Raw genomic sequence first — 23,290 nt, 5'->3', positions numbered from 1 at the left:
ATTCTATGTTTGACTTATTATTTATTTTAATATGCCTTAATTAGTAGAAATGAAAAAATAAAAATATTACATAAAGGAGTGCTAATTATGGGTGCAATTGATGGTATTAAAGTAATTGAAATTGGAACTGCCATTAACGGACCGTACTGCGGACAAATTTTGGCAGATCATGGCGCAGAAGTTATAAAGATTGAGGCAAAAGATGATATAGGGCACAAACGAACACCTATTTATAAGGGGTTAAGTCTTCATTATACTTCAGTTAACAGGAATAAGAAAAGTATTGCATTGGATTTAAAATCTGAAGAGGGAAGGGATGTCCTGTATCGGCTTATTGAAGAATCCGATGTTCTACTAACGAATTATGCTGCCGGAGTACCTGAACGTCTTGGATTCGGGTATGATAAGGTGTCTCAAATAAATCCACAGATTGTAATGACCCATATAACCGGGTTTGGACTGACGGGTTCATTTCGTAACAAAAAGGCCTTTGATCCCATCATACAAGGAATGAGTGGAATCCTTCATTTAACAGGAGAACCTGATGGGTCACCATCAACGATTGGAGTATATTTGGCAGATCACTTTACACCTTTACAGGCCGCATTGGGAACATTAATGGCCTTGTATTCTAGAACTATAACTGGCAAAGGACAACTTATTGATGTTTCCATGTTAGATTCTATGGTTTCTACACATGCATTTAATTTCTCAGACACTACTTTAAATAAAGTAAGTCACAAGCGGACGGGCTCAAGAATCTCTTACACATTTTCTGGTATATTCCCTACGAAAGATGGATATGTTGTTATTGCTCCGCTCTCCGATGAAATGTGGGATGGATTTTGTGAAGCCATCGACCGTTATGACTGGAAAACAGAGCATTCGAAATATTGGGATATGAATAAGCGCTTGGATGATTTCGACATACTGGAAGAAGGATTTGTGAAGTGGTCCATTCAATACTCTACTGAGGAAGTGATTCGTATTCTTGATGGTGTAGGTGTACCATGTGGTCCGGTCAGTACGATAGAGGAAGTAATTGATAGTCCGATTACAAAAGAAAGAGATATGATTTTGCCGCTTAAAATTCCCGGGTACGAAGAAATAATGGTACCTGGTGTTCCAATAAAATTTAATGAAACACCACATAGGGCTGTTTCTCCCCCACCGTTTTTAAGTCAAAATGCTAATGAGATATTGAGTAGTCTCGGGTATTCAGAAGAGGATATTTCAAGGATGATTGATGAGGGAGCGGTTGTTCGGTATGAAGATAAAGAAGTTGGAAAATAAAGTTCAAACGAAAAATTCTAAGATATTATGAATGTATTAATTATCCTTTAAAAATTAGTAGCTTCATTTGAATTTGATGAGTATTGTAAAAAGGAAAATTAACATTTGCTTGAAAAGAGGTTATTAAAATGGAATTTGTAAAATTTGAGTTAGAGGGTTCTATTGGTATTGTCACGATAGACCGTCCTCCTGTAAATTCTTTAAATTTACAAGCGTATGATGAAATTAAGAAGACTTTTGAAATGATTAACAGTGACCGTACTGTTCGAGTAGTTATATTAAGAGCAGAAGGAAAAGTATTTATAGCAGGCAATGATGTAAACGATATTTCTTCTATAACCAGTGATAATTATTTAGAATACAAGCAACACGTACTAGATTGTATTCAAGCTGTCTATAACTGCCGTGTCCCTGTGATTGTAGCATTGTCCGGGGCATCCGTGGGTGCTGGGTTGGCTTTAGTATCTAGCTGTGATCTTATTATTGCATCAGACAGAGCAAAAGTTGGAGTTCCGGAAATCAATATTGGTCTCGTAGGAGCCGGAGATGGACCATCAAGACTTGTACCGCATAAAGTTGTCCGCTATCTTGGATTAACCGGTGAATACATTTCTGCCTCTGAGCTAAGACATTACGGCGGAGTTCTTGATGTAGTACCAGATGAAAATTTAATGGATCGTGTACTTGAAGTAGCAAGAAAAATTGAAAAGAAAAGTCCGATGGCAGTTGAACATTGGAAGCAATACTTAAATAAAATAGAGGTTTACAATAAAGTTGAAGATGACGGTGATCTTAGAACCCTTGCTATTATTGATAAGGAAGATACAAAGGAAGCAGTGAATGCATTTCTTGAAAAAAGGGAGCCTAAATTCAAATAGTAAATTTAGAAAAACCAATCTTATTTAAATGAAGCGTGATAACTTTGCGCTTACTACTTAAATCAATTCCAACAAAGGAGAAAATGTGCACTTCTCCTCCATGACTCTAGTAGTGTAGCTCCTACAGTGCTGCAAGCTCTTGAATATATCGGAGGTTTATGATCCACACATGATCCACTCTATATTGAGAGAGGATAAACAGCTAGGAAACAGTCAATGTGTAATGTCTATGTGTTATAAGGCCACGAAGATACCTTAAATTTGGAACCCCTCTTGGTTTAGGGTAATAGGGGGGATGCAAATTTAGAACGCTAGCAAGTTCGCGTTAAGCTTGCGTTCACAAGCACGGCCTCATTTATAAAGATACTGCCTATGTCAGTTATTTAATCAATATTTAAAAATTAAATGTTTGTTTCTAAGTTATCTTAAAATTAGGCTCAAACATCATATACGTGGAGGAATTTATGGAACTTAAAACTCTAGTTTGGATAGGATTTATTTTGTTTATGGCTGTGATGTTTGGAATAGGTTATATTGCCTCTAAGAAAACGAAAACTATGTCTGATTTTGCAATTGCTTCATCAGGTTTAGGGCCGGTGGTGCTCGGTCTTTCTTTCTCAGCTACCGCTTTAAGTGCTGCAACGTTCATGGGATATCCAGCATATTCGTACACTTGGGGGTTCAGTAATTTATGGATTATGTTAGCGATAATAATAGGTGCGTCTTCTGGTGTTTTAATCGTTGCAAAACGAGCAAAAAAGATCAATACAAAACAAAAATCATTATCCTTGTCAGACTGGCTTGGTGATTTTTATAATAGCGACATCATTCGTGTGGGAACAGCTATTATAATGTTATTTAACATCTTCTATATAGCCAGCCAATTTGCTGCAGGAGCTCGCGTTGTCCAATACTTTCTTGATTTACCATATGTTACGGGATTAATTATAATTGCTGTTGTTGTTATGGCGTATGTATTCTTTGGAGGTACTATAGCTGATATTTATACTGATGCTGTACAAGCAGTCTTGATGTGTATTGCTGGTGTAGTTGTGTTTATATCAGGGATCATTATTTTTGGTCAAGGAAATATTACAACAGCGTTTTCAAATATATCAGTTAATTTGCAGAACCAGAATCAGCAGTTAGTGGAAACGTTTAACACACAATCACCTTACTTCTATTCGTTAAGTGCAGTGTTAGGAATCTTTGTCATTCAAGCAGGAGTTGCATCTTCTCCCCAGCTTTTTAATAAGGTTTTAGCATTAAAAAATGAAAAAGATCTGGGAAAGATGTTATTAGTCTTTTTTATTACAACTCTTTTAAGTGTAGTTGTAATATTCGGAGGATTATATGCGCGTGTAGCGTTACCGGAATTAGAAACTACTGATTTTGCATTAATTGCATATATCGAATTTGCCTTTCCGATCATTGCATCCGCCTTCTTAGCAATTGTGATTCTTGCTGCAGTTATGTCAACGACGGATGGTTTGTTTGTTGTTCTTTCGACCGTTTTTGCAAATGACATCTTCTTAAAATTTTTTGTTAAAAAAGGAATAGTAAAGGTTGATGATAAAAAAGCGAATAAAATTGCAATGTGGATTAGTAGGTGGGCTGTTATTCTTGTTGGTTTAATAGCAATGATTATTGTGTTTAACCCGCCAGAACACTTGGCAGACATTTTGTGGATAGGTGTTTCCGGAGTATCAGCAGGATCTCTCGGACCAATAATATATGCAGTATACGGCAAAAAAACTGGAAAAGCTATTACCCGATTAGCAGAAGTTTCCATGGTTGTTGGTTTACTCTCATATTTAATTCTTTACTTCGGTGGCATTGAGAGAAGTGTAATGGCTTCAGGTGGTTATGCTACTCTGATAGGTGTAGCTACAATATGGATAGGATCTTTCTTAGTAAAATCTACGCCAGAGGTTGCGGACGAAGGAAATTATTCTGAAACAGTAAAATAACAGTTATTTTACTGAGTTATATGAAGGGAGGTGGGGTTATGTGGGTTAATCCCATGTTAACGATTTGGCTTTATAGTTTAATAGGAGGATCAATCGTTTTTGTATTAGCATTATGGAAATGGTACTTTAAAGATTAATTTTTACTCTAACATAACAAACAGAATACTTGCTGCTTGGTGTTTGGAAAATCTATCAATCTACTATGGTACTAGTAACACATGATATTGATGAATCAACGCATTTATGTGATCGGATTATCATGCTTCGGGGTCAGCCAGGTGAGATCGATAGAAAAATAACAATTAAAGAACAACGTCCTCGTGCCAGAGGTAGTTCGTTATTGGCAGAAATTATTTTAGAAAGTCTGAATCTAAATAAGAATCGGGCATAGTGATTTGATCTTCTCCAGATAAAAGATGCAAATCATGATTGTGAAAAGAGGACTGACAAAATCAGGCGCTAGAGGCAGGTTTCATGAGCATATTTTTACAAGAGACTCAAGTAGCAAATCGAATTCAATGAATCTAGCATACGTAAAGCGCCTCTTAGGCTCGAGGCGCTTATACCTTTTATCCTCTCTGTTTCTCATACATGCGTAACTCATTAAACCGTTTCGTTTCTTTCACAACAACCCCGGATAATAGTAATAAACCAACTAAGTTCGGAATTGCCATTAACCCATTGAAAATGTCCCCAAAGTTCCATACTGTGTCAAGAGACAGCGTAGCCCCTGGTATGATCGCTAATACAAAGATAACCCGGTAAATCATGGTTAAGTTATCGCCAACCAAATACGTAAAGCACTTTTCTCCAAAATAAGCCCACCCAACAATGGTGGAGAAGATAAAGAATAATAGTGTCACAGCAACGATAATGTCACCACCTGCAGGAAGTAATGCTTCGAAAGACTGTGCGGTGAGCGCGGCACCTTCCACACCTGTTGCATATAAGTTCGCCATGGTTAGGGCAAGGCCTGTAACCGTACAGACGATAATCGTATCAATGAATACTTGTGTCATGGAAATGAGTGCCTGACGTGCAGGGATATCCGTTTTAGCAGCGGCAGCAGCAATACCCCCTGTACCAAGTCCTGCTTCATTGGAAAACAGTCCGCGAGCAACCCCCATTTGGATGACCGTTCCAATTGCCCCACCAGCAACAGCTTGCCCCGTAAACGCATCCGAGAAGATTAATCCAAAAGCAGCAGGTACTTCACTGAAATTTATAAAAATGATGACGAAACCTGCAATGATATAAAAGACAATCATAACCGGCACGATGACACTAGTCACGCGCCCGATACTTTTAACTCCGCCGATAATAACCAGTCCAACGAGAATCGCGAACACAAGACCTGTGGCCCAAAGTGGTATGTTGAACACATCATTGGCAACACCAGCAGCCGCATTTGCCTGGATCATATTACCAATCCCGAAGATCGCTGCAAACACGGCAAAGATGGCAAACAGTATAGCAAGCCATTTTTGTCCAAGTCCTTTTTCGAGATAATACATCGGCCCGCCGGACATTTCCCCTTTGGCGTTTTCTTGCCGATATTTTACACCGAGAATCGCCTCGGAATATTTCGTCGCCATCCCGACAAGTGCTGTGATCCACATCCAAAACACGGCACCAGGGCCACCTGCCACAACAGCTGTTGCTACCCCTACAACATTTCCTGTCCCAACAGTGGCGGCTAAGGAAGTCGTAAGCGCCTGGAAATGGGAAATATCACCTTTGGAATCTTTATCCTGTTTGTTAAAGGTGATTTTCAGTGCATAAGGTAACATTCGAAACGAAAAGAACATTAATCGTACTGTTAAGTATAACCCCGTTCCAACTAATAAAATAATTAACGGTAAACCCCAGACAAAACTGCTTATTTGTCCACTTATGTTTTCAAGCCATTCTAACACCATATCCCCTCCTTTAAATTACTTTTAAAGGTATAGGAATATTAAGAAAATGTCAATACCTCCTATATTTTGCCGAATGTGAAAAGTTAATTAATTATACTTTCAAGTGGGCGTTTAAAAGAATGGGTGTTATTTAGTTATATAAAACAGAAAAGAAATTAGGAGGAGACTCCACCCAATTTCTTTCGCAATGAAAATATTAAAATCACCTTATAACTTATACCCGGTTCGGCTCTTAAACCGTTTCAAAATCACTGAGCTCTCCACACGGGTAATCCCTTCCACCGCATATAATTCATTATTAATAAACACTTCCAGCATCTGAAAATCTTCCACAAGCACATGCATATGCAGGGTGCTTGGACCAGTCATTTGGTAGATGCTTGCTACGCTTGGATTGTCGGCGAGATTTTGTGCTACTTGCTGCAGTTGTTTTGGTTCTACATCCACTTCAAAGAAGGCAGACACTTTTTTTCCGGCCTTTTCTGAATTAATGACAACGGTAAATTTTTCGATGACACCTTCGTCTTTGAGACTTTGAATTCTATCTTTAACTGCAACACGGGATAAACCTACTTTTTCCGCTAATTCCACGTAAGAAATCCTACCGTCCTCTGCTAGTATTTCAAGTAATCTTTTATCGATATCATCATTTTTCATTATAGTGACTCCTATATATAGTTTATGCTATCAGCATAACACAAATTGAAAGTGAAAGTTAGTTAAAACAATTAAAATGAAGGTTGCTTATATAAAAAACTTAATTTCTGATTGACAAATAGGATGTAATTTCGTACCATATTATATAATTCAGAGAAATTATTAGTGATGAAGGAGCGATTTATGATGATGCCTTTTACGAACCAATCTCAACCTTATCCTGTTACACGAAATGCAACATATGCAAAAAACGGTATGGTAGCAACATCACAGCCGCTAGCCTCACAAGCCGGGTTGGAAATTTTGAAAAAAGGAGGCAATGCGATTGACGCAGCAATTGCTACTGCAGCTTGTCTGACTGTTGTAGAGCCAACTTCAAATGGTATCGGCAGCGATGCATTTGCACTTGTGTGGACAAAAGATAAACTGCATGGACTGAATGCAAGCGGTCGGTCTCCTAAAAGTATATCGATCGATAAGGTGAAAGAAAAGGGATACGACGGGATTCCTACACATGGATGGGTTCCAGTTACCGTACCTGGTGCACCCAGCGCATGGGTCGAGCTTTCGAAGGAATTTGGTAAACTATCATTAAAAGAAGTATTGGAACCAGCTATCACATACGCATCAGAAGGGTACCCAATATCCCCTGTATTAGGTAAATTTTGGAAAAAAGCATACACCAATTTTAAAGCGAACTTAACCGATGATGTTTTCAATAATTGGTTTAAAACCTTCGCGCCAAATGGACGTCCGCCCAAAGTAGGGGAAATGTGGTCATCCCCGGATCATGCAAAAACACTACAGTCGATTGCTGAAACGGATGGGGAATCTTTTTACCACGGAGAACTGGCTGAGAAAATCGCTGCATTCTCACAAGAAAATGGAGGATTTTTATCGTCGACGGATTTAGCGGAACATAAGGCGGAATGGGTCGATCCAATAAAGGTAAATTACCGAGGATACGACGTGTGGGAAATTCCGCCAAATGGGCAGGGAATTGTTGCACTGCAGGCACTCAACATGTTAAAAGGGTTTGAGTTTAAAGAAAAGGAAGCAGTGGATACCTATCATAAACAAATTGAAGCTATTAAACTAGCATTTGCAGATGGCCAGCGACATGTAACGCAGGAAAATCATATGCACTACAATTCAAACCAGATCTTAAGTGAAGCTTATGCTCAAACGCGAAGGAAATTAATTTCGGAGGAAGCGATGCAACCTGAAGCGGGAGAGCCCTTTGGTAGTGGGACGGTGTACTTGGCAACAGCGGATAATGAGGGGAATATGGTCTCCTTTATTCAGAGTAATTACATGGGATTTGGCTCTGGTATAGTCGTTCCGGGAACAGGAATAGCACTGCAGAACCGCGGTCATAATTTTTCCATGGATCCAGATCACGTCAATGCTCTTCAGGGTGGGAAACAAACGTATCACACGATTATTCCCGGATTTTTAACAAAAGGAGCGCAACCTGTAGGGCCATTCGGTGTCATGGGTGGATTTATGCAACCACAGGGTCATGTTCAGGTGGTGATGAATACGATTGATTTCGGCTTGAATCCACAAGCTGCACTCGATGCACCGAGGTGGCAATGGATGAAGGATAAAAGAGTGGAAGTGGAGCATCGCTTTGCCCATCATCTAGCACAGGAACTGGCTGAAATAGGGCATGATATACATATTCAGCTGGAACCGAACAGCTTTGGACGTGGACAGATTATTTGGCGTGATCCGGATACCGGTGTGTTCGTTGGGGGGACAGAAGCCCGGACGGACGGAACGATCTCTGCATGGTGATTTTTTTCAAAAGGTTCTTTTTGTAAGGATTGTTGCTTTTAAATCTTTGCAATTGATATAAAAGACGACATAGCGAAGATTCTAATGATGGTTGGGTGCTTACACTTCGCTCCGGAAACACATTTCGCTTTCCGTGGGCGGCTGGTGAGCCCCCTCGTGCTAAGCACTCCGGGTCTCACCTAGGCCTTTCCTCCCGCAGGAGTCTTCATGTGTTTCCTCCGCTAAGTGTTGCCGTTACTCCGTTAAATTGCATTAGTAATTAGTATTCAAAACATTGAACCACCTCACCAGTTCGGGTGAGCGGAGGACCGTTGACTCCTGCGGGAACAAATGTCTTCGGTGGGACGAGCATTTACGCGCAGTTCCAGCACGTGTCTGAAGACCCCGCAGAGTGGGTTTCTCGAGGAGGCTGAAGCCGTGCCCGCGGAAAGCAACGGTCCGGAGCGATCCCGAACGGCGACTATAGCAATTACTTATAGCAAACAGTAATTAAGTCGTCTTTTATATCTTTTGGGTCAAAAGCAACAGTCTTTTAGAAAACAGTCTTTCAAAAATAAGTAAAGGTTTGTGACGTATGAGAACACATTGGAATATATTTATAGCTTTCTTTCGAGTCGGCATGCTTGGCTATGGTGGAGGACCAGGTTCTATCCCGCTCATTCATAAGGAAGTTGTAGACAAATATAAATGGATGACTGCTGATGAATTTGGGGATTTATTGGCGCTGGGAAACACGCTGCCGGGACCAATAGCTACAAAATTAGCCGGGTATATCGGCTATCGTGTGACAGGGCTATGGGGAATGATTAACGCAGTTCTGGCATCAATTATACCAACGATAATTTTAATGATTGTTTTATTGACTTCTTTATCGTCCATCAGAAATTTTGATTGGGTGCAGGGGATGACTGCAGCTGTCATCCCGGTTGTTGGTGTTATGTTGGCAGTGCTGACATGGCAATTTATTGATAAAGCAATAGGCGGGATGGGCTGGTTGCAGACAGGAATAATGAGCGCGATTGTTTTTATACTTCTGCAGTTTATGAATGTTCATCCTGGGATCGTGATCGGGGCGTTGCTAGTCATTGCACTGGTTCAAAAAGATAAATCAAAGCGGGATGACGGAAGCAGAGAAGGTGGCACGTCTTGATGAAGTATTGGGATATTTTTGTAGCATTTTTCATACCTGGAATACTCGGTTACGGTGGAGGACCTGCATCGATTCCACTGGTTGAGAATGAAGTTGTTGACCGGTATGGATGGATGACGGTACAGGAATTTAGTGAAGTGCTGGCACTTGGAAATTCATTGCCAGGACCCATTGCGACGAAAATGGCCGGCTATATCGGCTATGATGTCGGCGGCGTGTTGGGTGCATTTGTTGGCGTTTTTGCGGCAGTTGCTCCTTCGCTCATTATTATGATTTTATTATTTGGTATTTTATTAAAATATAAAGACTCACCGAAAGTGAAGCGATTGACTTTATATGTGCGCCCGGTTATAGCCATATTGCTTGGTGTCATGGCGTGGAGTTTTTTCCAGGAGTCAATAGTAGGAATCGGATTTTGGCAAACGGCAGTTATCATTATTGTAAGTTATTTGCTGTTGGAACGCGTTAAATGGCATCCGGCGTTTGTGATCATTGGGGCATTTGTGTATGGTGGATTCTTTTTATAGTGGACTATATAAAAAAAGCTAAGCACCTTTTTACAGGACTTAGCTTTTTTCATATATTACTTTACCAATCCTAATTTTTTCAATCCATGATAAATCCCAGAATCGGTTACAGAGGTTGTGGTGTGTTTGGCATAGGCAAAGAGATCCGGATGTGCGTTTTCCATTGCAAAACCTTCACCGACAGCCTGCAGCATTTCTTTGTCATTCATTCCGTCGCCAAACGCTATTGCCTGTTCTTTCGGGATATTCAACCGTTTAAGAATGGTATTTACCGCTTCTCCCTTGTTCACATTTTCCCGGATTATATCAAAGGAAGGAGGCGCTCCTTCAATATTCACCACAGAAAGCCTGAGGTTTGTCTCCAGTTCATATAGCGCGGCTTCTTTAGGATCGACATTTATCACGGTAGCACCGATGATTTGATCCGCTACGTCACTCGTGTATACGTCATTTTTTGATAGCTGAAACACGTGATTGAATTGTTGAACCGCAGTGCTGTCTAATGATGTAAAGTAATTCTTTTCACTGGTATACATCACGATTTCATGATTATATTCGTTAGCTATCTTTATAAATTGATGAACCAAGTTTTGGCCAATGGGTTCATCAATAATGGTTTCATTTTGATAAACGGCATACGCGCCGTTGTAGCCGATAAGTGATTCCACATTTAGTTCTCCTGCAAGGGTGTCTACTTCATGAAGTGGTCTCCCCGTACATATAAAAACCTCAATGCCCTGATTTTTGGCTTGTAAAATAGCGTCTTTGGTTGAATCTGTATACGTATGATCAGGTTTTAAAATCGTTCCATCAATGTCGAGAAAAAGTACGTTGTAGGTCATGTTGTGCTCCTTTGTGTGAAATGAAATGGTATATACATATCTTATCATAAAGTGAGGATGAAGTCAGAAGTTAATTTTCAGCAGGCAAATTTCTGTATATGAACATAGTTTCCCTGTTCGATCAATATATTTATTATAGTGAAAATTCTATAAAAATTAATATTGATGCGCAACTTTTGCTGGAAGGGAGGCTTTAACGCTGTTAAAATTTCTTGAAAAAATATGGGGGGAGTAGAACAGTATGGAATTTGGAATTCTGTCTTTGTTACCACCAGTTATAGCGATTGTGCTGGCGCTTTTGACACGAAATGTTATCCCGGCACTTTTTGCAGGTGTTTGGCTCGGGGCGACCATGCTTCATGGCTGGAATCCACTGATGGGGTTGTATGCCGTGTTTAGTGACTTTATCCTACCGAATGTTGGGGATGAGTGGAGTGCTACCGTTCTAATATATTGTGGGTTGTTCGGGGTGCTTATTGCGGTTTTACAAAAAACAGGTGGTGCGCATGCGATTGCAACTGCGATTGCCGGCAAAGTAAAATCGCCTAGAGGTGCGCAGGGCTCTACCATGCTTTTTGGTATCATTATTTTCTTTGAAGATTATTTTAATGCACTTACTGTGGGAAGTGTGATGCGATCCGTTACGGATAAAATGCGTGTTTCCAGGGAAAAGCTGGCCTACATTGTTGATTCCACGGCTGCACCAATGTGTTTGCTGGGTCCTGTTTCTACATGGGTTGTATTTGTAATGGGGCTGATTGGTGCACAATTTGTGGAGCTGGGCATTTCTGATTCAGCCTATATGGCGTATATTTTCACGATACCGTTTAATTTTTACTCCATTTTGGCACTAATTCTTGTTGCCATCATTATTTTCATGAAATGGGATTTCGGTCCGATGGCACAAGCAGAGTATCGTGCGCGAACAACTGGAAAATTATTGCGTGATGGTGCACAACCGCCGTCAGATGATTCCATGACAGATGTGAAGATGGATGAAAATACAACACCGAAAATGCGAAATATGATTGTTCCGATTGTCGTACTTATCGGGTTGATCCCACCATTGTTTTTATGGACGGGTGGATTTCCGGAAAATGATTTTGTTACAGCAATTGGAGAATCGGATGGAGGGCTATCCATTTTGATCGCAGCATTTGCAGCAGGAATTGTCGGACTTGGTATGGGGATGCAACAAAAATTATTTAATTTTAAAGAAGCAATAGCGATTTATATAAATGGTTTCAAAAGCATGATGCTGGTGTATATTATTTTGGCTTTGGCATGGTCGATTGGAAGTGTAACATCTGAACTTGGAACAGCTGCCTATATTGTTGATTTTGCCGAACAAAATGCCACGCCAGCGATCATTCCACTCTTGCTATTTATTGTGGGGGCCATTGTAGCATTCACAACAGGCACGTCGTATGGAACGTTTGCGATCATGATTCCGATAGCAATGCCGCTGGCTGCTTCGATGGATATATCGATGTATTTGGCCATTGCTGCAGTACTAAGTGGAGGGGTGTTTGGGGATCATTGTTCGCCGATTTCAGATACAACGATTCTTTCGTCGGCAGGATCATCCAGCGATCTGATTGATCATGTAAATACGCAGCTTCCCTACGCAATCACTGCTGGGATCAGTGGAATTATTTCCTTCCTTGTTGCAGGAATCACAGGATCAGCAGTAGCGGCACTAGTGGTCGGTGCAGTAACATTATTTGCCTTTGCATATATGTTGAATCGAGTATGGGGACAGAAGATACCAGGGAATGCCGTTGGATAAGGTTTACGATCATAAAAAAGGGATCGCACTTCGGTGATACGAGTGTGATTCTTTTTTTATGATAATAGGGAAGTATAGAGCGACCGAGCATATGTCATATCTTGATTGATTCTTTTTGAGCTTACTTTCTATTCAAAAGCTGGAGGAATTGGTGTAGAATGTTCCTAAGATTATGGAGGATTTAAAAAAATATAGGTATACTAGATGACGAGACAAATGCCGAATTTTTCTATCTGAAGATGATGAATGTGAAATTAAGCATGATTATTTAGTAGATAAGAAGACTCTTAGTAACGATGCGAGGCAGCATTGTCGATCGGATTCAAAATCTCGTTGTAACTTTATAATGCAGGAAAGAAGGGAAGTCAACAAATGCTTATCGCCCTAATACTGTTATCAGTTGCGTTAATAATCCAAACCATTTACTTACTGTACTATAAGAAGCAAATAAAGGATATTGGGAATCAATTGTCTTTTATTTCAAAGCATAATTCTTTCAAATTTATTCAAACGCAAATCAAGCCTAAGGAAATTTCCCGATTGATTGATTTGTGCAATACGCTGCTTCGTAATCAAAGAGAACTGAACCAGGAATTTATTAAAAAAAGTGAAGAAATCAATGCGACAATCGTTAGCCTATCCCATGACATACGAACCCCGATTACATCACTTGACGGTTATCTTCAACTGGCCAAACGATCCGAAGACGTTAAAGAAAAAACGCAGTATGTCATGCTGTCCCAGACTAGAATAAAACAAATAATCACGCTTGTGGATGAGCTGTTTCTGTATACTAAATTGCAAAACCCGGATTACACTTTGGAATTGGAGCCGATTGATATTAGCAATGTGCTGAAAAGGCGTCTGTTCTCATTTTTAGATGAGTTTTCACGAAACGGCGATGAACCGGACTTCATCCTCCCTGAATCATCAATTTATATTGCGGGAAATGAAAGCTCACTTGAGCGGGTGTGCGAAAACATTATAAGAAACTACTTTTTGCATGGAGATGGTGCTTTAACTATTCGTTATGAAGAGAAGGAGAATGAGGTTTTATTTCACTTTACCAATTTGCTAAAGCGGAGCGAATCCATCGACTTTGCCAGGATATTCACCCAATTTTACAAAGAAGATCCATCGCGCACCAACCATTCTTCGGGACTTGGACTTTCTATTGTAAAGTCGCTTATGGAGAAAATGAATGGTCATGTTTATGCTGAGTTGAAGGGGGAGGGATTTCGCATTAGTTTGGCCTTTGACAAAACGGAAAAGGAGAAAATGAGATGAGTCAGCAACGTATTCTTATTATCGAGGACGATGAACATATCAACAACATCATTTATGACGTGCTGCGAAAAGAGAATTTTCTATGCACCCAGGCGTATTCCGGGAGCGAGGGGAAAATGCATGCCGCTCACCACGTTTATGAGCTTATTATATTGGATCTTATGCTTCCCGGCTTATCAGGAGAAGCCTTTATGTATGAATTAAGAACGGAATTAAAGTGCGAGACTCCGGTTATTGTATTATCGGCCAAGGAAAAACTGGATCATAAATTAAACTTATTCGATTTGGGTGCCGACGATTATGTCACGAAACCCTTCGAAGTTGAGGAATTGCTTGCGAGAATCAACGTGCATTTAAAAAGAAATTCCAAAACCGAATCCGTCTCTCAATACAGACATAAAAACTTGTTTCTGGACAGCGGTACAATGAGTATTAAAGTCAATAATGCAGCGTTGAATCTTACAAGACAGGAATACAAAATTATTGAACTCCTGGTGAAAAATCCTACCCGGGTGTTTACAAAACAGGATCTATATGAGCTTGCATGGGACGATTTATATATCGGAGAAGACAAGACAATTACTGTTCATATAAGCAACATCCGCAATAAAATCAAGCGTCATGATAAAGAGGCTTACATCGATACTGTTTGGGGAATTGGCTTCAGGCTGAGTACATAATGTTTCTTTGAACTTTCTTAACTTTTTCTTGGCGATTTGTTAGCTTCTTTTTGCTAACCTTTTTGGGGAGGAGGCGTTGAATATGACACATGCAATTATTGAAGTTAACCAGCTGACCAAACAATTCAAATCGGAGACGGCAGTGTATAAGGCGGATTTCAAAATAACGAGAGGCGAAATTTTCGGTTTGATTGGCCAAAATGGAGCTGGAAAATCTACCTTGTTGAAGATGATCGGGGGTTAATGTATCCGTCATCTGGAGAAATTCATTTATTTGATCATGCAGTAAAGAATAATCATTCTTATTTTGAACGGATGGGCTTGCTGATTGAGGATGCGGGGTTGTATCCTTATTACTCCGCATATGAAAATTTGGATTTGATCGCTATTTCTTACGGGCTAAAAGGAAGAAATAAGCATATTAATGAAGTGCTGAAGCTTGTTGGTTTGGATAGATCAAACAAGACCAAGGTTAAAAATTATTCCATGGGGATGAAGCAAAGACTTGGAATTGCCGTTGCGTTAATGGGAAGCCCGGATGTCTTGATCTTGGATGAGCCGATTAATGGCTTGGATCCACAGGGCATTTCCGAGGTCAGAAAGCTGATTTTGGAACTGAATAAAACGGGAATGACCATCATTATTTCCAGCCATATTTTGGAGGAACTGTCGAAAGTAGCAACTAAATATGCGATTCTTCATAATGGAGAGATTATCGAGATTAATTCAAAAGAAGAACTTCTGCTTAAATGCGAAGAGCGCATTGAAGTAGAAGTGGACGAAGTAAAAATGGCTGTCCCTCTCCTGGAAGAACGGCTGAATATCAACAATTACAAGGTGATTAGTGATCGAACAATGTATGTATATGATACACATGTTGAAAACAAACAAATAGCGAAGATTTTAGTTGAAAACGGAATATCTGTCCATTCCATTACGAAGCATAAGCAGAGTTTGGAACAATATTTTTTGAAGCGGACGGGAACTGAGAGTGAGGAGGGTTCCCATGATTAATATTTTCAAGATGGATCTTCAACGCTTTAAAAACAATAAAATTATGTATTTATTGTTGCTTATTTACGCTGCTTTTCAACTGTTCGGCGTATTCATGATGAGCCAATATCCTGTTGAACAAGGCGGCATACCAGTTAGCTCAATGAATGCAAGTGAGTTTATTCAATTAGTACTATCTCAAACGCCGTCATGGGTGCTGATGTATGTTGCTGTATTCAGTGTTTATTTCTATATGAGTGAATATAACTCCGGATTCTATAAGAATTATATATCCATGAATAATGCGCGGATGTATTCCGTCATTTCTAAAATCCTGATTCTGGGACTATTCACGCTGTTCATGCTAGTGACGATGGTTATTTCTGATCTAATCGGAAGAACTATTTTCTTCAATAACGCAGCTATTGGCGATTTGGGATTTTTTATAAAATTGCTAGTCGGTCAGTTTTTACTCCATTGGGCATTTTCAATTGTGGTTCTGTTTATTTCGATTGTCAGTAGAAGCATGATTACTAGCTTAGTTATAGGGGTAGTCCTTGCGTTAAATGTCCCTGGGATGCTTGTCGGTGCATTGGAATCTCTTATTGGTAATGTAAATGTGTCTTCATACATGTTGGTGAACACAATTGTCAGTATAAAAGATTTCAATAATATGAATGATGTCATTCACGTAGCTGGTGTAGCGATTATTTTCATACTTTTATTTTCCTTTATTGCCGCTAGATATAAAATGAAAGAGGACTTGAGATGATGCAGGACGTTTGAAGACCATGGGTAGAAAATGATCATACGTTTTTATAAAAATAAATCTAAAACTACTGAAAAAGAATCCATTTTGATCAATCTTTTTTCAAAATGGATTCTTTTCATTTATCGTAGTTATGAGTTTGTGAGCTAGTTTTAATCACTTATAATGCTTTGTCATCCACCGAATCAAGCCAATCTTCAATCGTACCAACGACTGACTCCACCGTTCCTTCTTCAAATGGGGAACGAAGATTTGCCGTCTCCACAAGTTCCAGGAAGGATTTTGAGCCGCCTAATTTACTTAAGTTTACATAATCATCCCAAGCATCCTTCTGATTTTCACGTGATCTTTTCCAGAATTGGAAGGCGCAGATTTGTGCTAGTGTGTAATCAATATAATAGAAAGGATCTTCATAAATATGCCCTTGACGCTGCCAGAAAGCACCTGCTTCCAGGTAAGCATTGCCATCATAATCACGATGTGGCAGGTAGGTTTGTTCTAATTTTCTCCAGGCCTGTTTGCGCTCATCTGGTGTCCATTCCGGATTTTCGTAGATGAGATGCTGGAATTCATCAACAGCAACAGCGTATGGTATAGACGTGAGTCCTTCCGATAAGTGAGCGTACTTGTATTTATCCGTGTCTTCTTTGAAGAATAATTCCATCCAAGGCCAAGTGAAAAATTCCATGCTCATCGAGTGGATTTCGGCCGCTTCATGGGTTGGATACAGGTATTCCGGAACACCAATATCTCGACTGGAATAGTCTTGGAATGCGTGTCCTGCTTCATGTGTCAATACATCGATATCACCTGACGTTCCGTTGAAATTTGCGAAAATGAACGGAGATTGATAGGCTTCTAGATAGGTGCAATATCCACCTGCTTCTTTCCCTTTCTTTGCTTCAAGATCCATTAAGTTACGGTCAAGCATATAGTGAAAAAATGCCTTCGTTTCTTCTGATAATTCTTCATACATTTTTATACCGTTTTGAATAATCCATGCAGAGGATCCTTTTGGTGTTGCATTTCCACTTTCGAATAGAAAATTTTCATCATGGAATTTCAAGGCGTCTACACCAATACGCTCTGTCTGCTTTTTGTATAATTTGGAAGCTATCGGCACAATGGTATCGCGCACCTGCCTGCGGAAAACGGCAACCATGTCAGGATTATAATCGAAACGCTGCATGCGTATATATCCAAGTTCTACAAAATTTTTATACCCCAATGTGGTTGCGATTTTATGACGTACTTTTACCAATTGATCATAGATATCATCGGATTTGGCTGCATTTTCTTCAAAAAATCCTGTGCTTGCCTCAACAGCTTGCCTCCGTCGATTGCGATCTGTATCTTGCATGAATGGTTCAAGCTGAGCAAGTGTATAGGTTTTTCCTTCAAATTCCACTTCCGCTGATGCGACTAGTTTTGAGTACTCGGACATGAGCTTGTTTTCCTTTTGCAACAGCCCAATGACCTCCGGCGAAAATTCTCTGATCTGAAAATCAGCAATATGGAACAGCTGGGTTCCCCATTGTTTTTCAAGCTGATCACGATAGGGGGATTTTATTAATTCCTTATAAAATGCTGTATCCATCGCTGTTATTTCAGGTTCCATTTCATCGGTGAAATCACGTTCTTTTTGGTAAAATGCATCATTGGTGTCGATAGATGCGCGAATAAAAACCAGCTCAAATAGTGTTGATAGTCTCTGGCGAAATGCATTAATCGCCTCAACAGCATTTGTTGCTTCCTCAGCCGATTGGGCACCGGTTAAATCGTCCAGTAATACGTTGAATTTGTTCTTCTCTTCTTCCATATTCGGTCGTTCGTATGTAAACTCCTCGAATGTTTTCATATTAATCCTCCCTTGTACATAATATTATACGCCATCAGAAGCAAAAATCCTGCCTTGTACTGTTATTCGACAAAATATGACAAAAAACGGGTGGTGCCTGTCACTGTTCGGTATGGAACCGAACAGTGAGAGCTTCTCTTTACTGCTTTTCACGCTTCATCAATGTAATGACGATTGAGAGGGAAATACCTATTATCAGTCCGAGAAAGATATCAATCATTAATGTGGCTATAAAGGTAGTAAGGAAAATCATAGCATCAGAGATTTTGGTTTTAAAATAGGATATCAATTGTTTAAAATTAATCAGCTTCAAGACAGCAATAATGATAATCGCTGCAAGTGTTGCTTTTGGTAAATAATAGAATAATGGGGTTAAATACAGTATAGCTAGGAGCATGAACAATGCTGTCACAAGCAGGGAAAAGTTAGTTTTCGCACCTGATTGATGGTTTACCGCTGTTCTGGATATAGCTCCGGCTACCGGGATGGAACCAACAAATGAACTGGTCACATTAGCTAGTCCTAATCCGCGTAATTCCTGATTTGGGTCGAGACGATCGTTATCTTTATTCGCTAACTGTTTTGCAACGGCATAGGACTCAACAAAGGATATAAACGAAATCATAAAAGCGATCGGAAATAATACTAGAATGAGATCAAGTGTAGGAATATGAAAAGAAAGAGTAGGTAATGATTGCGGAATGCTCCCTACGATAGCCACACCCTTTTCGTTTAAATCAAAATAATCCACGCTCATAACCGATGCGATAATAACGATAAATGCTCCAGGAATGGCGGGAGACATTTTTTTAATGCCCAGTAAAAGAAAGATACTTCCTAAAGCAATCGCAACTGTATAAATATTTGCTTCAGGAAGGTGATTCATGATTTCCCTCCCATAGGAAATAAGATTCTCATAGCTAGGTAAGGAGACCCCCATGATAGATTTGACTTGATTTAAAGCGATAATGATTGCAGCTGCAGATATAAATCCATTAATCACAGAGTAAGAGACATAGTCGAAAAAGGATCCAACTTTTACAAAGCCCAAAACAAGTTGAATCGCACCAACAAGTAACGTAAGGATAATCATCAGCTCTATAAATCGAGAAGAATCAGCTTGTACAATACCAGTGATACCAGAGAATGCTAAAAGAGAGACGATGGACACCGGGCCCACGGATAAATATTTAGAACCTCCAACTAACGCATAGACAATTAGTGGAAAGGTGGCTGCAAATAAACCAAGGGATACGGGAACCCCCGCTATGATGGCATATGCCATACTTTGAGGAATTAACAAAACCGCAACAGTCATTCCCGAGGTGATGTCACCTGTTAAATTATGCTTATTGTAGTGTACAAGTTGTTTTAACCCGGGAAATAATTTGTACATCATAGAATGAAAAGCCTCCTTGATCGTTTAGCCTATACTTGTACTATATTTTGTGGGGGTGGGATTTATTCTGATTGAAAATTCTGGAGAAGAAAGAAAGCATTCGACAAATTCCGGGGCGTGCCTGTCACTGTTCGGTTCCAGACCGAACAGTGATATTCTTTATTTCTCAAATAGGTCTTCTTCAAAATGCTATAATGGAATACAAGAATAGGGGGGAGTGAAATGAAACCAAAATTTGAATTAACGAAGCAGGAAAAGGAGAAACTAGTCGGAGCTATTCAAGGGTATTTCGAAAAAGAACGTGATGAGCAAATTGGTGATTTGGCTGCGATGTTAGTACTAGAGTTTTTCATGGAAGAACTGGCGCCAGTGTTTTATAATAAGGGAGTTGAGGATAGTCATGCACATATGACAGAAAAACTTGATGATATATTTGAGATCCAAAAATAGGATTTAAGGAGATTTGAAGCATGGCTGTTGATGGGAGACATCGCGAGAATATTTATCCTGGATTAGAAGTGGATATCGTATTGAAAAAAGATCAACGAACAGGTAAGACAACGCGTGGTGTGGTAAAAGAATTGCTTACAAATTCTAAATTTCACCCACATGGAATTAAGGTTCGATTAGAAGATGGACAAGTGGGGAGGGTTCATACGAAATAGCTTCAGACTATTTCGTATGAACGAACATCTCTATGAAGCTGGTTCTTCCCGCTTTCTTTCGGATGCATCGACAACTACAGCTGCGGATGCATCGCCCATGATGTTTACAGAAGTACGCATCATGTCAAGGATCCGATCGACCCCGGCGATGAGTGCAATACCTTCAAGCGGCAAATTCACTGCACCTAGCACCATTGTTAGCATAATTAATCCTGCTCCAGGTACCCCTGCTGTTCCGATGGAAGCAAGTGTTGCAAGCAATGCGACTGTCAAGATTTGTGCTAGTGAGAGCTCCGCGTTAAAGTATTGTGCTATAAATAAAACAGCAACACCTAAATAAATGGCGGTTCCATCCATATTGATGGTTGCGCCTAATGGGAGGCCAAAGCTACTTGTTTCTTTGGATACACCTAAATTTTCCTGTGTGTTCTTCATCGTGATTGGCAGGGTTCCAGAACTACTACTCGTACTGAATGCTACGACTGCTGCAGGGAAAATCCCTTTGAAAAATGTAAGCGGACTTATTTTGCCAAATGTTTTTACAGCTGACGAATAAACCACTCCGGCATGAATGATACACGCAACAAGAACAGCGAAAATTAATTTGAGAAGCGGCAGTAAAACGGATAGTCCATATTCTCCAACGATTGGTGCCAGTAATCCAAATATCCCGATTGGGACAAGTACCATAATCAGACCGGTGATTTTATACATAACTTCTGCCAATCCATCAAAAAATCGCTGGACGGGTGCAGCTTTTTCCCCAACCAGGGTGATACCGATCCCTAAGAAGATGGCGAAGAAGATGATTTGTAATACATTACCAGTCGATAAAGCTTCGATGGGATTGGTTGGGATTATATTTAGTAATGTCTGGACAACTCCTTCCGTCTCATTTGGCGCGGCGGCTCCTTCCTCCATGGTAATATCAATCCCTGTTCCTGGTTGGAAGATGAAACCCGCTGCCAGACCTATGGAAATGGCGATGAAGCTTGTCACCAAATAATAGGAAATAGTTTTTCCGCCCAAGCGGCTCAGCTTTTTGATGTCACCAGCACTTGTAATTCCAACAATGATCGTTGATAGGATTAATGGAATAATGATAAATTGGATAAGACGTAGAAATAAATCCCCAAGCGGTTGAACATAGCCTGCTCTCTCTCCAAAAATTAAACCGACGATGATGGCGAGAATAAAGGCCCCCACAATTTGCCAAATAAAATTCTTTTTCATGGTCATTTTTCCTCCTTTCTATGGATGTATCATTATTCTATTCATGTATATATTTGAAAATTACAATATCTTAAACTGCAAAAGTTATAAGTAAATTTACTTAGTATAAATTGACTTTAAACGCATACAATTGTAGAATATAGTAAATGATACATATAATATGAGGTGAAAATGATGATACAATCAGTCTTTACTATTGGTGGTATTTTAACAGCAGTAGTGCTTGTCATTAGCATATTTCTAGCGAATGCTTCTAAGAAAGAATCACATGTACGTTACTATCCAAGCGTCTATGTAGCTGTGGTTGGGCTATTGCTTGTGTTAATTGCTCCGATCATCGGAAAAGTAGAAATTATGGGAGCAGGCTTCGGCGGATGGGGAATTGCAGCTCTATTTGCGGCGGCTATTGGGTTTGTCATCACTTCCATTATGGATGCCTATGCACAAGATTCAAAAGCGTAACTAAGAGAACGGGGAAGGCCACAGAATTATTTCTGTGGCCTTTAAGTTGCGTTATTTTAGATAAGTGCTCCCATCACGCTGCTTAATCTTCCCTTCTTTCATCAGTTTACCAAGTGCGCGTTTGAAGGCTGCCTTACTGATATGAAACGTCCCGCGAATATCTTCCGGGTCGCTTTTGTCATCAAAAGGAATTTGCCCGCCGCTTTCCTCGATGTGCGCCAATATGGCGTCCGCATCTTCTCCCATACTGTGCTGTTTAAGCGGCCGTAGGGAAACATTTAGTGTACCATCTTCTTTTACCTCGATTACACGCCCCTGTACCAACTCTCCCAGACGGGGTTCTTCTTTTCGTTCGGTGTGATGGATAAATCCCCGATACGATTCTTCGGTCATTATCGCAGAACCTTCTCGGCTTGTGTGATAAACAGTCCCCTTGATCGGTTGGTTCAGCAATTCTTCCGTTGCTGCTTCGATTTCTCTTGCCATAATTCCTTCCGTTGCAGGGATTGCAAGTAGGCGTCCTTTTTGATCTTTTCCCAGTGTGACAAAAAGTTTGTCACCGATATTTGGCCATACAGCTTCAAATAATGGAAGATCATCCACGGAAACGAGCATGTCTTTTGCAATGCCAATGGAGACGAATGCGCCTAATTTAGGTATTACCTCGGTAACTTCTGTCCAACCATACGAGTCCATAACAATGCTCGGCAATTTCGTTGTTGCGATCACTTGACCTTTTTTATCGTTGTACAAAAAAACGTCAATTTCCTGATCAATTTCAAGCTCATTTTCTGTTTCATTGTGATGCAGTAGTGCTTCTTCCGTATCCTTTTTCAAAACGTATCCTGTATCAATTTTGCGTAATACAAGCATTGTTTGGATCGTTCCAATGGGTAATTGAGTCATTTGTTTAACCTTCTTTCTTACATATATGTATTGGAAAAGGGGCACCCTTACTATAAGAGTACCCCTTTGATTTCTAAAGTAACACATAAGTCTATTTGAATTTTAATTAATCCCGATTTATTTCGGGTGGGAAATTTCATTTGTCGAATTTCACTTTACCGCGGTACATGTTCCACTGGGTGTTTCCTAACTTAAGCAACGTAAGCCCTAACC

At 40.0% G+C, this 23,290-nt stretch carries 21 protein-coding genes and 1 pseudogene; 15 read left to right on the top strand and 7 right to left on the bottom strand.

Features of this window, described 5'->3' with window-relative positions; all coding sequences use genetic code 11:
* The first annotated feature begins 87 nt into the window (after positions 1 to 87).
* From KFZ58_RS13600 to KFZ58_RS13585, 4 genes are all read left to right on the top strand, one after another.
* Positions 88 to 1,293, top strand: coding sequence for a CaiB/BaiF CoA transferase family protein (locus KFZ58_RS13600; RefSeq protein ID WP_235791839.1), 1,206 nt, complete (start codon positions 88 to 90; stop codon positions 1,291 to 1,293).
* 128 nt (positions 1,294 to 1,421) lie between these two features.
* Positions 1,422 to 2,171 (top strand): enoyl-CoA hydratase/isomerase family protein, encoded by a 750-nt coding sequence (locus tag KFZ58_RS13595; protein WP_235791838.1) that lies wholly within the window; start codon positions 1,422 to 1,424, stop codon positions 2,169 to 2,171.
* A 464-nt stretch (positions 2,172 to 2,635) separates the two neighbouring features.
* Positions 2,636 to 4,141 carry a sodium:solute symporter family transporter gene (locus KFZ58_RS13590; RefSeq protein WP_235791837.1) on the top strand — a complete coding sequence of 502 codons (1,506 nt, stop codon included), beginning with the start codon at positions 2,636 to 2,638 and terminating at the stop codon, positions 4,139 to 4,141.
* A gap of 202 nt (positions 4,142 to 4,343) precedes the next feature.
* Positions 4,344 to 4,532, top strand: a complete 189-nt coding sequence (locus KFZ58_RS13585; protein WP_235791836.1) for a hypothetical protein — start codon at positions 4,344 to 4,346, stop codon at positions 4,530 to 4,532.
* 178 nt (positions 4,533 to 4,710) lie between these two features.
* Here the strand turns inward: KFZ58_RS13585 and KFZ58_RS13580 are convergent, their stop codons facing one another.
* Both KFZ58_RS13580 and KFZ58_RS13575 read right to left on the bottom strand, forming a co-directional pair.
* Positions 4,711 to 6,057, bottom strand: coding sequence for an alanine/glycine:cation symporter family protein (locus KFZ58_RS13580; protein ID WP_235791835.1), 1,347 nt, complete (start codon positions 6,055 to 6,057; stop codon positions 4,711 to 4,713).
* Between the two features lie 210 nt (positions 6,058 to 6,267).
* Complete coding sequence (locus tag KFZ58_RS13575; protein ID WP_235791834.1) at positions 6,268 to 6,717, bottom strand: Lrp/AsnC family transcriptional regulator; 450 nt, start codon at positions 6,715 to 6,717, stop codon at positions 6,268 to 6,270.
* 186 nt (positions 6,718 to 6,903) lie between these two features.
* Here KFZ58_RS13575 and ggt point away from each other — a divergent pair, with 186 nt between their 5' ends.
* The 3 genes from ggt to KFZ58_RS13560 all read left to right on the top strand — a co-directional run bounded on the left by ggt (position 6,904) and on the right by KFZ58_RS13560 (position 10,194).
* Positions 6,904 to 8,517, top strand: coding sequence for a gamma-glutamyltransferase (gene ggt / locus KFZ58_RS13570; protein WP_235794747.1), 1,614 nt, complete (start codon positions 6,904 to 6,906; stop codon positions 8,515 to 8,517).
* A gap of 574 nt (positions 8,518 to 9,091) precedes the next feature.
* On the top strand, positions 9,092 to 9,667 hold the full coding sequence (locus KFZ58_RS13565; protein ID WP_235791833.1) for a chromate transporter: 576 nt from the start codon (positions 9,092 to 9,094) through the stop codon (positions 9,665 to 9,667).
* Positions 9,667 to 10,194, top strand: coding sequence for a chromate transporter (locus KFZ58_RS13560; RefSeq protein ID WP_235791832.1), 528 nt, complete (start codon positions 9,667 to 9,669; stop codon positions 10,192 to 10,194). Before KFZ58_RS13565 ends, KFZ58_RS13560 begins: the two co-directional genes overlap by 1 nt.
* 56 nt (positions 10,195 to 10,250) lie before the next feature.
* Here KFZ58_RS13560 and KFZ58_RS13555 read toward each other — a convergent pair whose 3' ends face one another.
* Positions 10,251 to 11,036 carry an HAD family hydrolase gene (locus KFZ58_RS13555; RefSeq protein WP_235791831.1) on the bottom strand — a complete coding sequence of 262 codons (786 nt, stop codon included), beginning with the start codon at positions 11,034 to 11,036 and terminating at the stop codon, positions 10,251 to 10,253.
* A gap of 241 nt (positions 11,037 to 11,277) precedes the next feature.
* Between KFZ58_RS13555 and KFZ58_RS13550 the strand changes: the two genes are divergently transcribed.
* The 5 genes and pseudogenes from KFZ58_RS13550 to KFZ58_RS13530 all read left to right on the top strand — a co-directional run bounded on the left by KFZ58_RS13550 (position 11,278) and on the right by KFZ58_RS13530 (position 16,557).
* Positions 11,278 to 12,825: a Na+/H+ antiporter NhaC family protein gene (locus KFZ58_RS13550; protein ID WP_235791830.1), complete on the top strand. Its 1,548-nt coding sequence runs from the start codon at positions 11,278 to 11,280 to the stop codon at positions 12,823 to 12,825.
* A 372-nt stretch (positions 12,826 to 13,197) separates the two neighbouring features.
* Positions 13,198 to 14,112 carry a sensor histidine kinase gene (locus KFZ58_RS13545; protein WP_235791829.1) on the top strand — a complete coding sequence of 305 codons (915 nt, stop codon included), beginning with the start codon at positions 13,198 to 13,200 and terminating at the stop codon, positions 14,110 to 14,112.
* Complete coding sequence (locus KFZ58_RS13540; RefSeq protein ID WP_235791828.1) at positions 14,109 to 14,792, top strand: response regulator transcription factor; 684 nt, start codon at positions 14,109 to 14,111, stop codon at positions 14,790 to 14,792. The genes KFZ58_RS13545 and KFZ58_RS13540 overlap by 4 nt, the downstream gene beginning before the upstream one ends.
* An 82-nt stretch (positions 14,793 to 14,874) precedes the next feature.
* Positions 14,875 to 15,806: pseudogene (locus KFZ58_RS13535) on the top strand (ABC transporter ATP-binding protein).
* Complete coding sequence (locus KFZ58_RS13530) at positions 15,799 to 16,557, top strand: ABC transporter permease (RefSeq protein ID WP_235791827.1); 759 nt, start codon at positions 15,799 to 15,801, stop codon at positions 16,555 to 16,557. The pseudogene KFZ58_RS13535 and the gene KFZ58_RS13530 overlap by 8 nt, the downstream one beginning before the upstream one ends.
* Positions 16,558 to 16,714: 157 nt before the next feature.
* On the opposite strand, the gene KFZ58_RS13525 is transcribed toward KFZ58_RS13530, so the two are convergent.
* Together KFZ58_RS13525 and KFZ58_RS13520 are read right to left on the bottom strand one after the other, a co-directional pair.
* Positions 16,715 to 18,412, bottom strand: a complete 1,698-nt coding sequence (locus KFZ58_RS13525) for a M3 family oligoendopeptidase (protein WP_235791826.1) — start codon at positions 18,410 to 18,412, stop codon at positions 16,715 to 16,717.
* Positions 18,413 to 18,551: 139 nt separating this feature from the next.
* Positions 18,552 to 19,811: a SulP family inorganic anion transporter gene (locus KFZ58_RS13520; protein WP_235791825.1), complete on the bottom strand. Its 1,260-nt coding sequence runs from the start codon at positions 19,809 to 19,811 to the stop codon at positions 18,552 to 18,554.
* 222 nt (positions 19,812 to 20,033) lie between these two features.
* On the opposite strand from KFZ58_RS13520, the gene KFZ58_RS13515 reads away from it, so the two are divergent.
* Entirely contained in the window at positions 20,034 to 20,261 is a 228-nt protein-coding gene (locus KFZ58_RS13515; protein WP_235791824.1) for a DUF2164 domain-containing protein, read from the top strand.
* A gap of 20 nt (positions 20,262 to 20,281) precedes the next feature.
* Positions 20,282 to 20,476 carry a YwbE family protein gene (locus KFZ58_RS13510; protein ID WP_235791823.1) on the top strand — a complete coding sequence of 65 codons (195 nt, stop codon included), beginning with the start codon at positions 20,282 to 20,284 and terminating at the stop codon, positions 20,474 to 20,476.
* Between the two features lie 30 nt (positions 20,477 to 20,506).
* Here KFZ58_RS13510 and KFZ58_RS13505 read toward each other — a convergent pair whose 3' ends face one another.
* On the bottom strand, positions 20,507 to 21,709 hold the full coding sequence (locus KFZ58_RS13505; protein WP_235791822.1) for a dicarboxylate/amino acid:cation symporter: 1,203 nt from the start codon (positions 21,707 to 21,709) through the stop codon (positions 20,507 to 20,509).
* 174 nt (positions 21,710 to 21,883) lie between these two features.
* Here KFZ58_RS13505 and KFZ58_RS13500 point away from each other — a divergent pair, with 174 nt between their 5' ends.
* Entirely contained in the window at positions 21,884 to 22,171 is a 288-nt protein-coding gene (locus KFZ58_RS13500) for a hypothetical protein (RefSeq protein WP_235791821.1), read from the top strand.
* Between the two features lie 51 nt (positions 22,172 to 22,222).
* Here KFZ58_RS13500 and KFZ58_RS13495 read toward each other — a convergent pair whose 3' ends face one another.
* A complete protein-coding gene (locus KFZ58_RS13495; protein WP_235791820.1) occupies positions 22,223 to 23,077 on the bottom strand; it encodes a CvfB family protein in 855 nt (284 codons plus the stop codon).
* Between the last annotated feature and the right edge of the window lie 213 nt (positions 23,078 to 23,290).

It is taken from the genome of Virgibacillus sp. NKC19-16 (assembly GCF_021560035.1).
GTDB classification, from domain to species: Bacteria; Bacillota; Bacilli; order Bacillales; family Amphibacillaceae; genus Virgibacillus_L; species Virgibacillus_L salidurans.
This window is presented reverse-complemented; position numbering and strand designations above follow the sequence as displayed.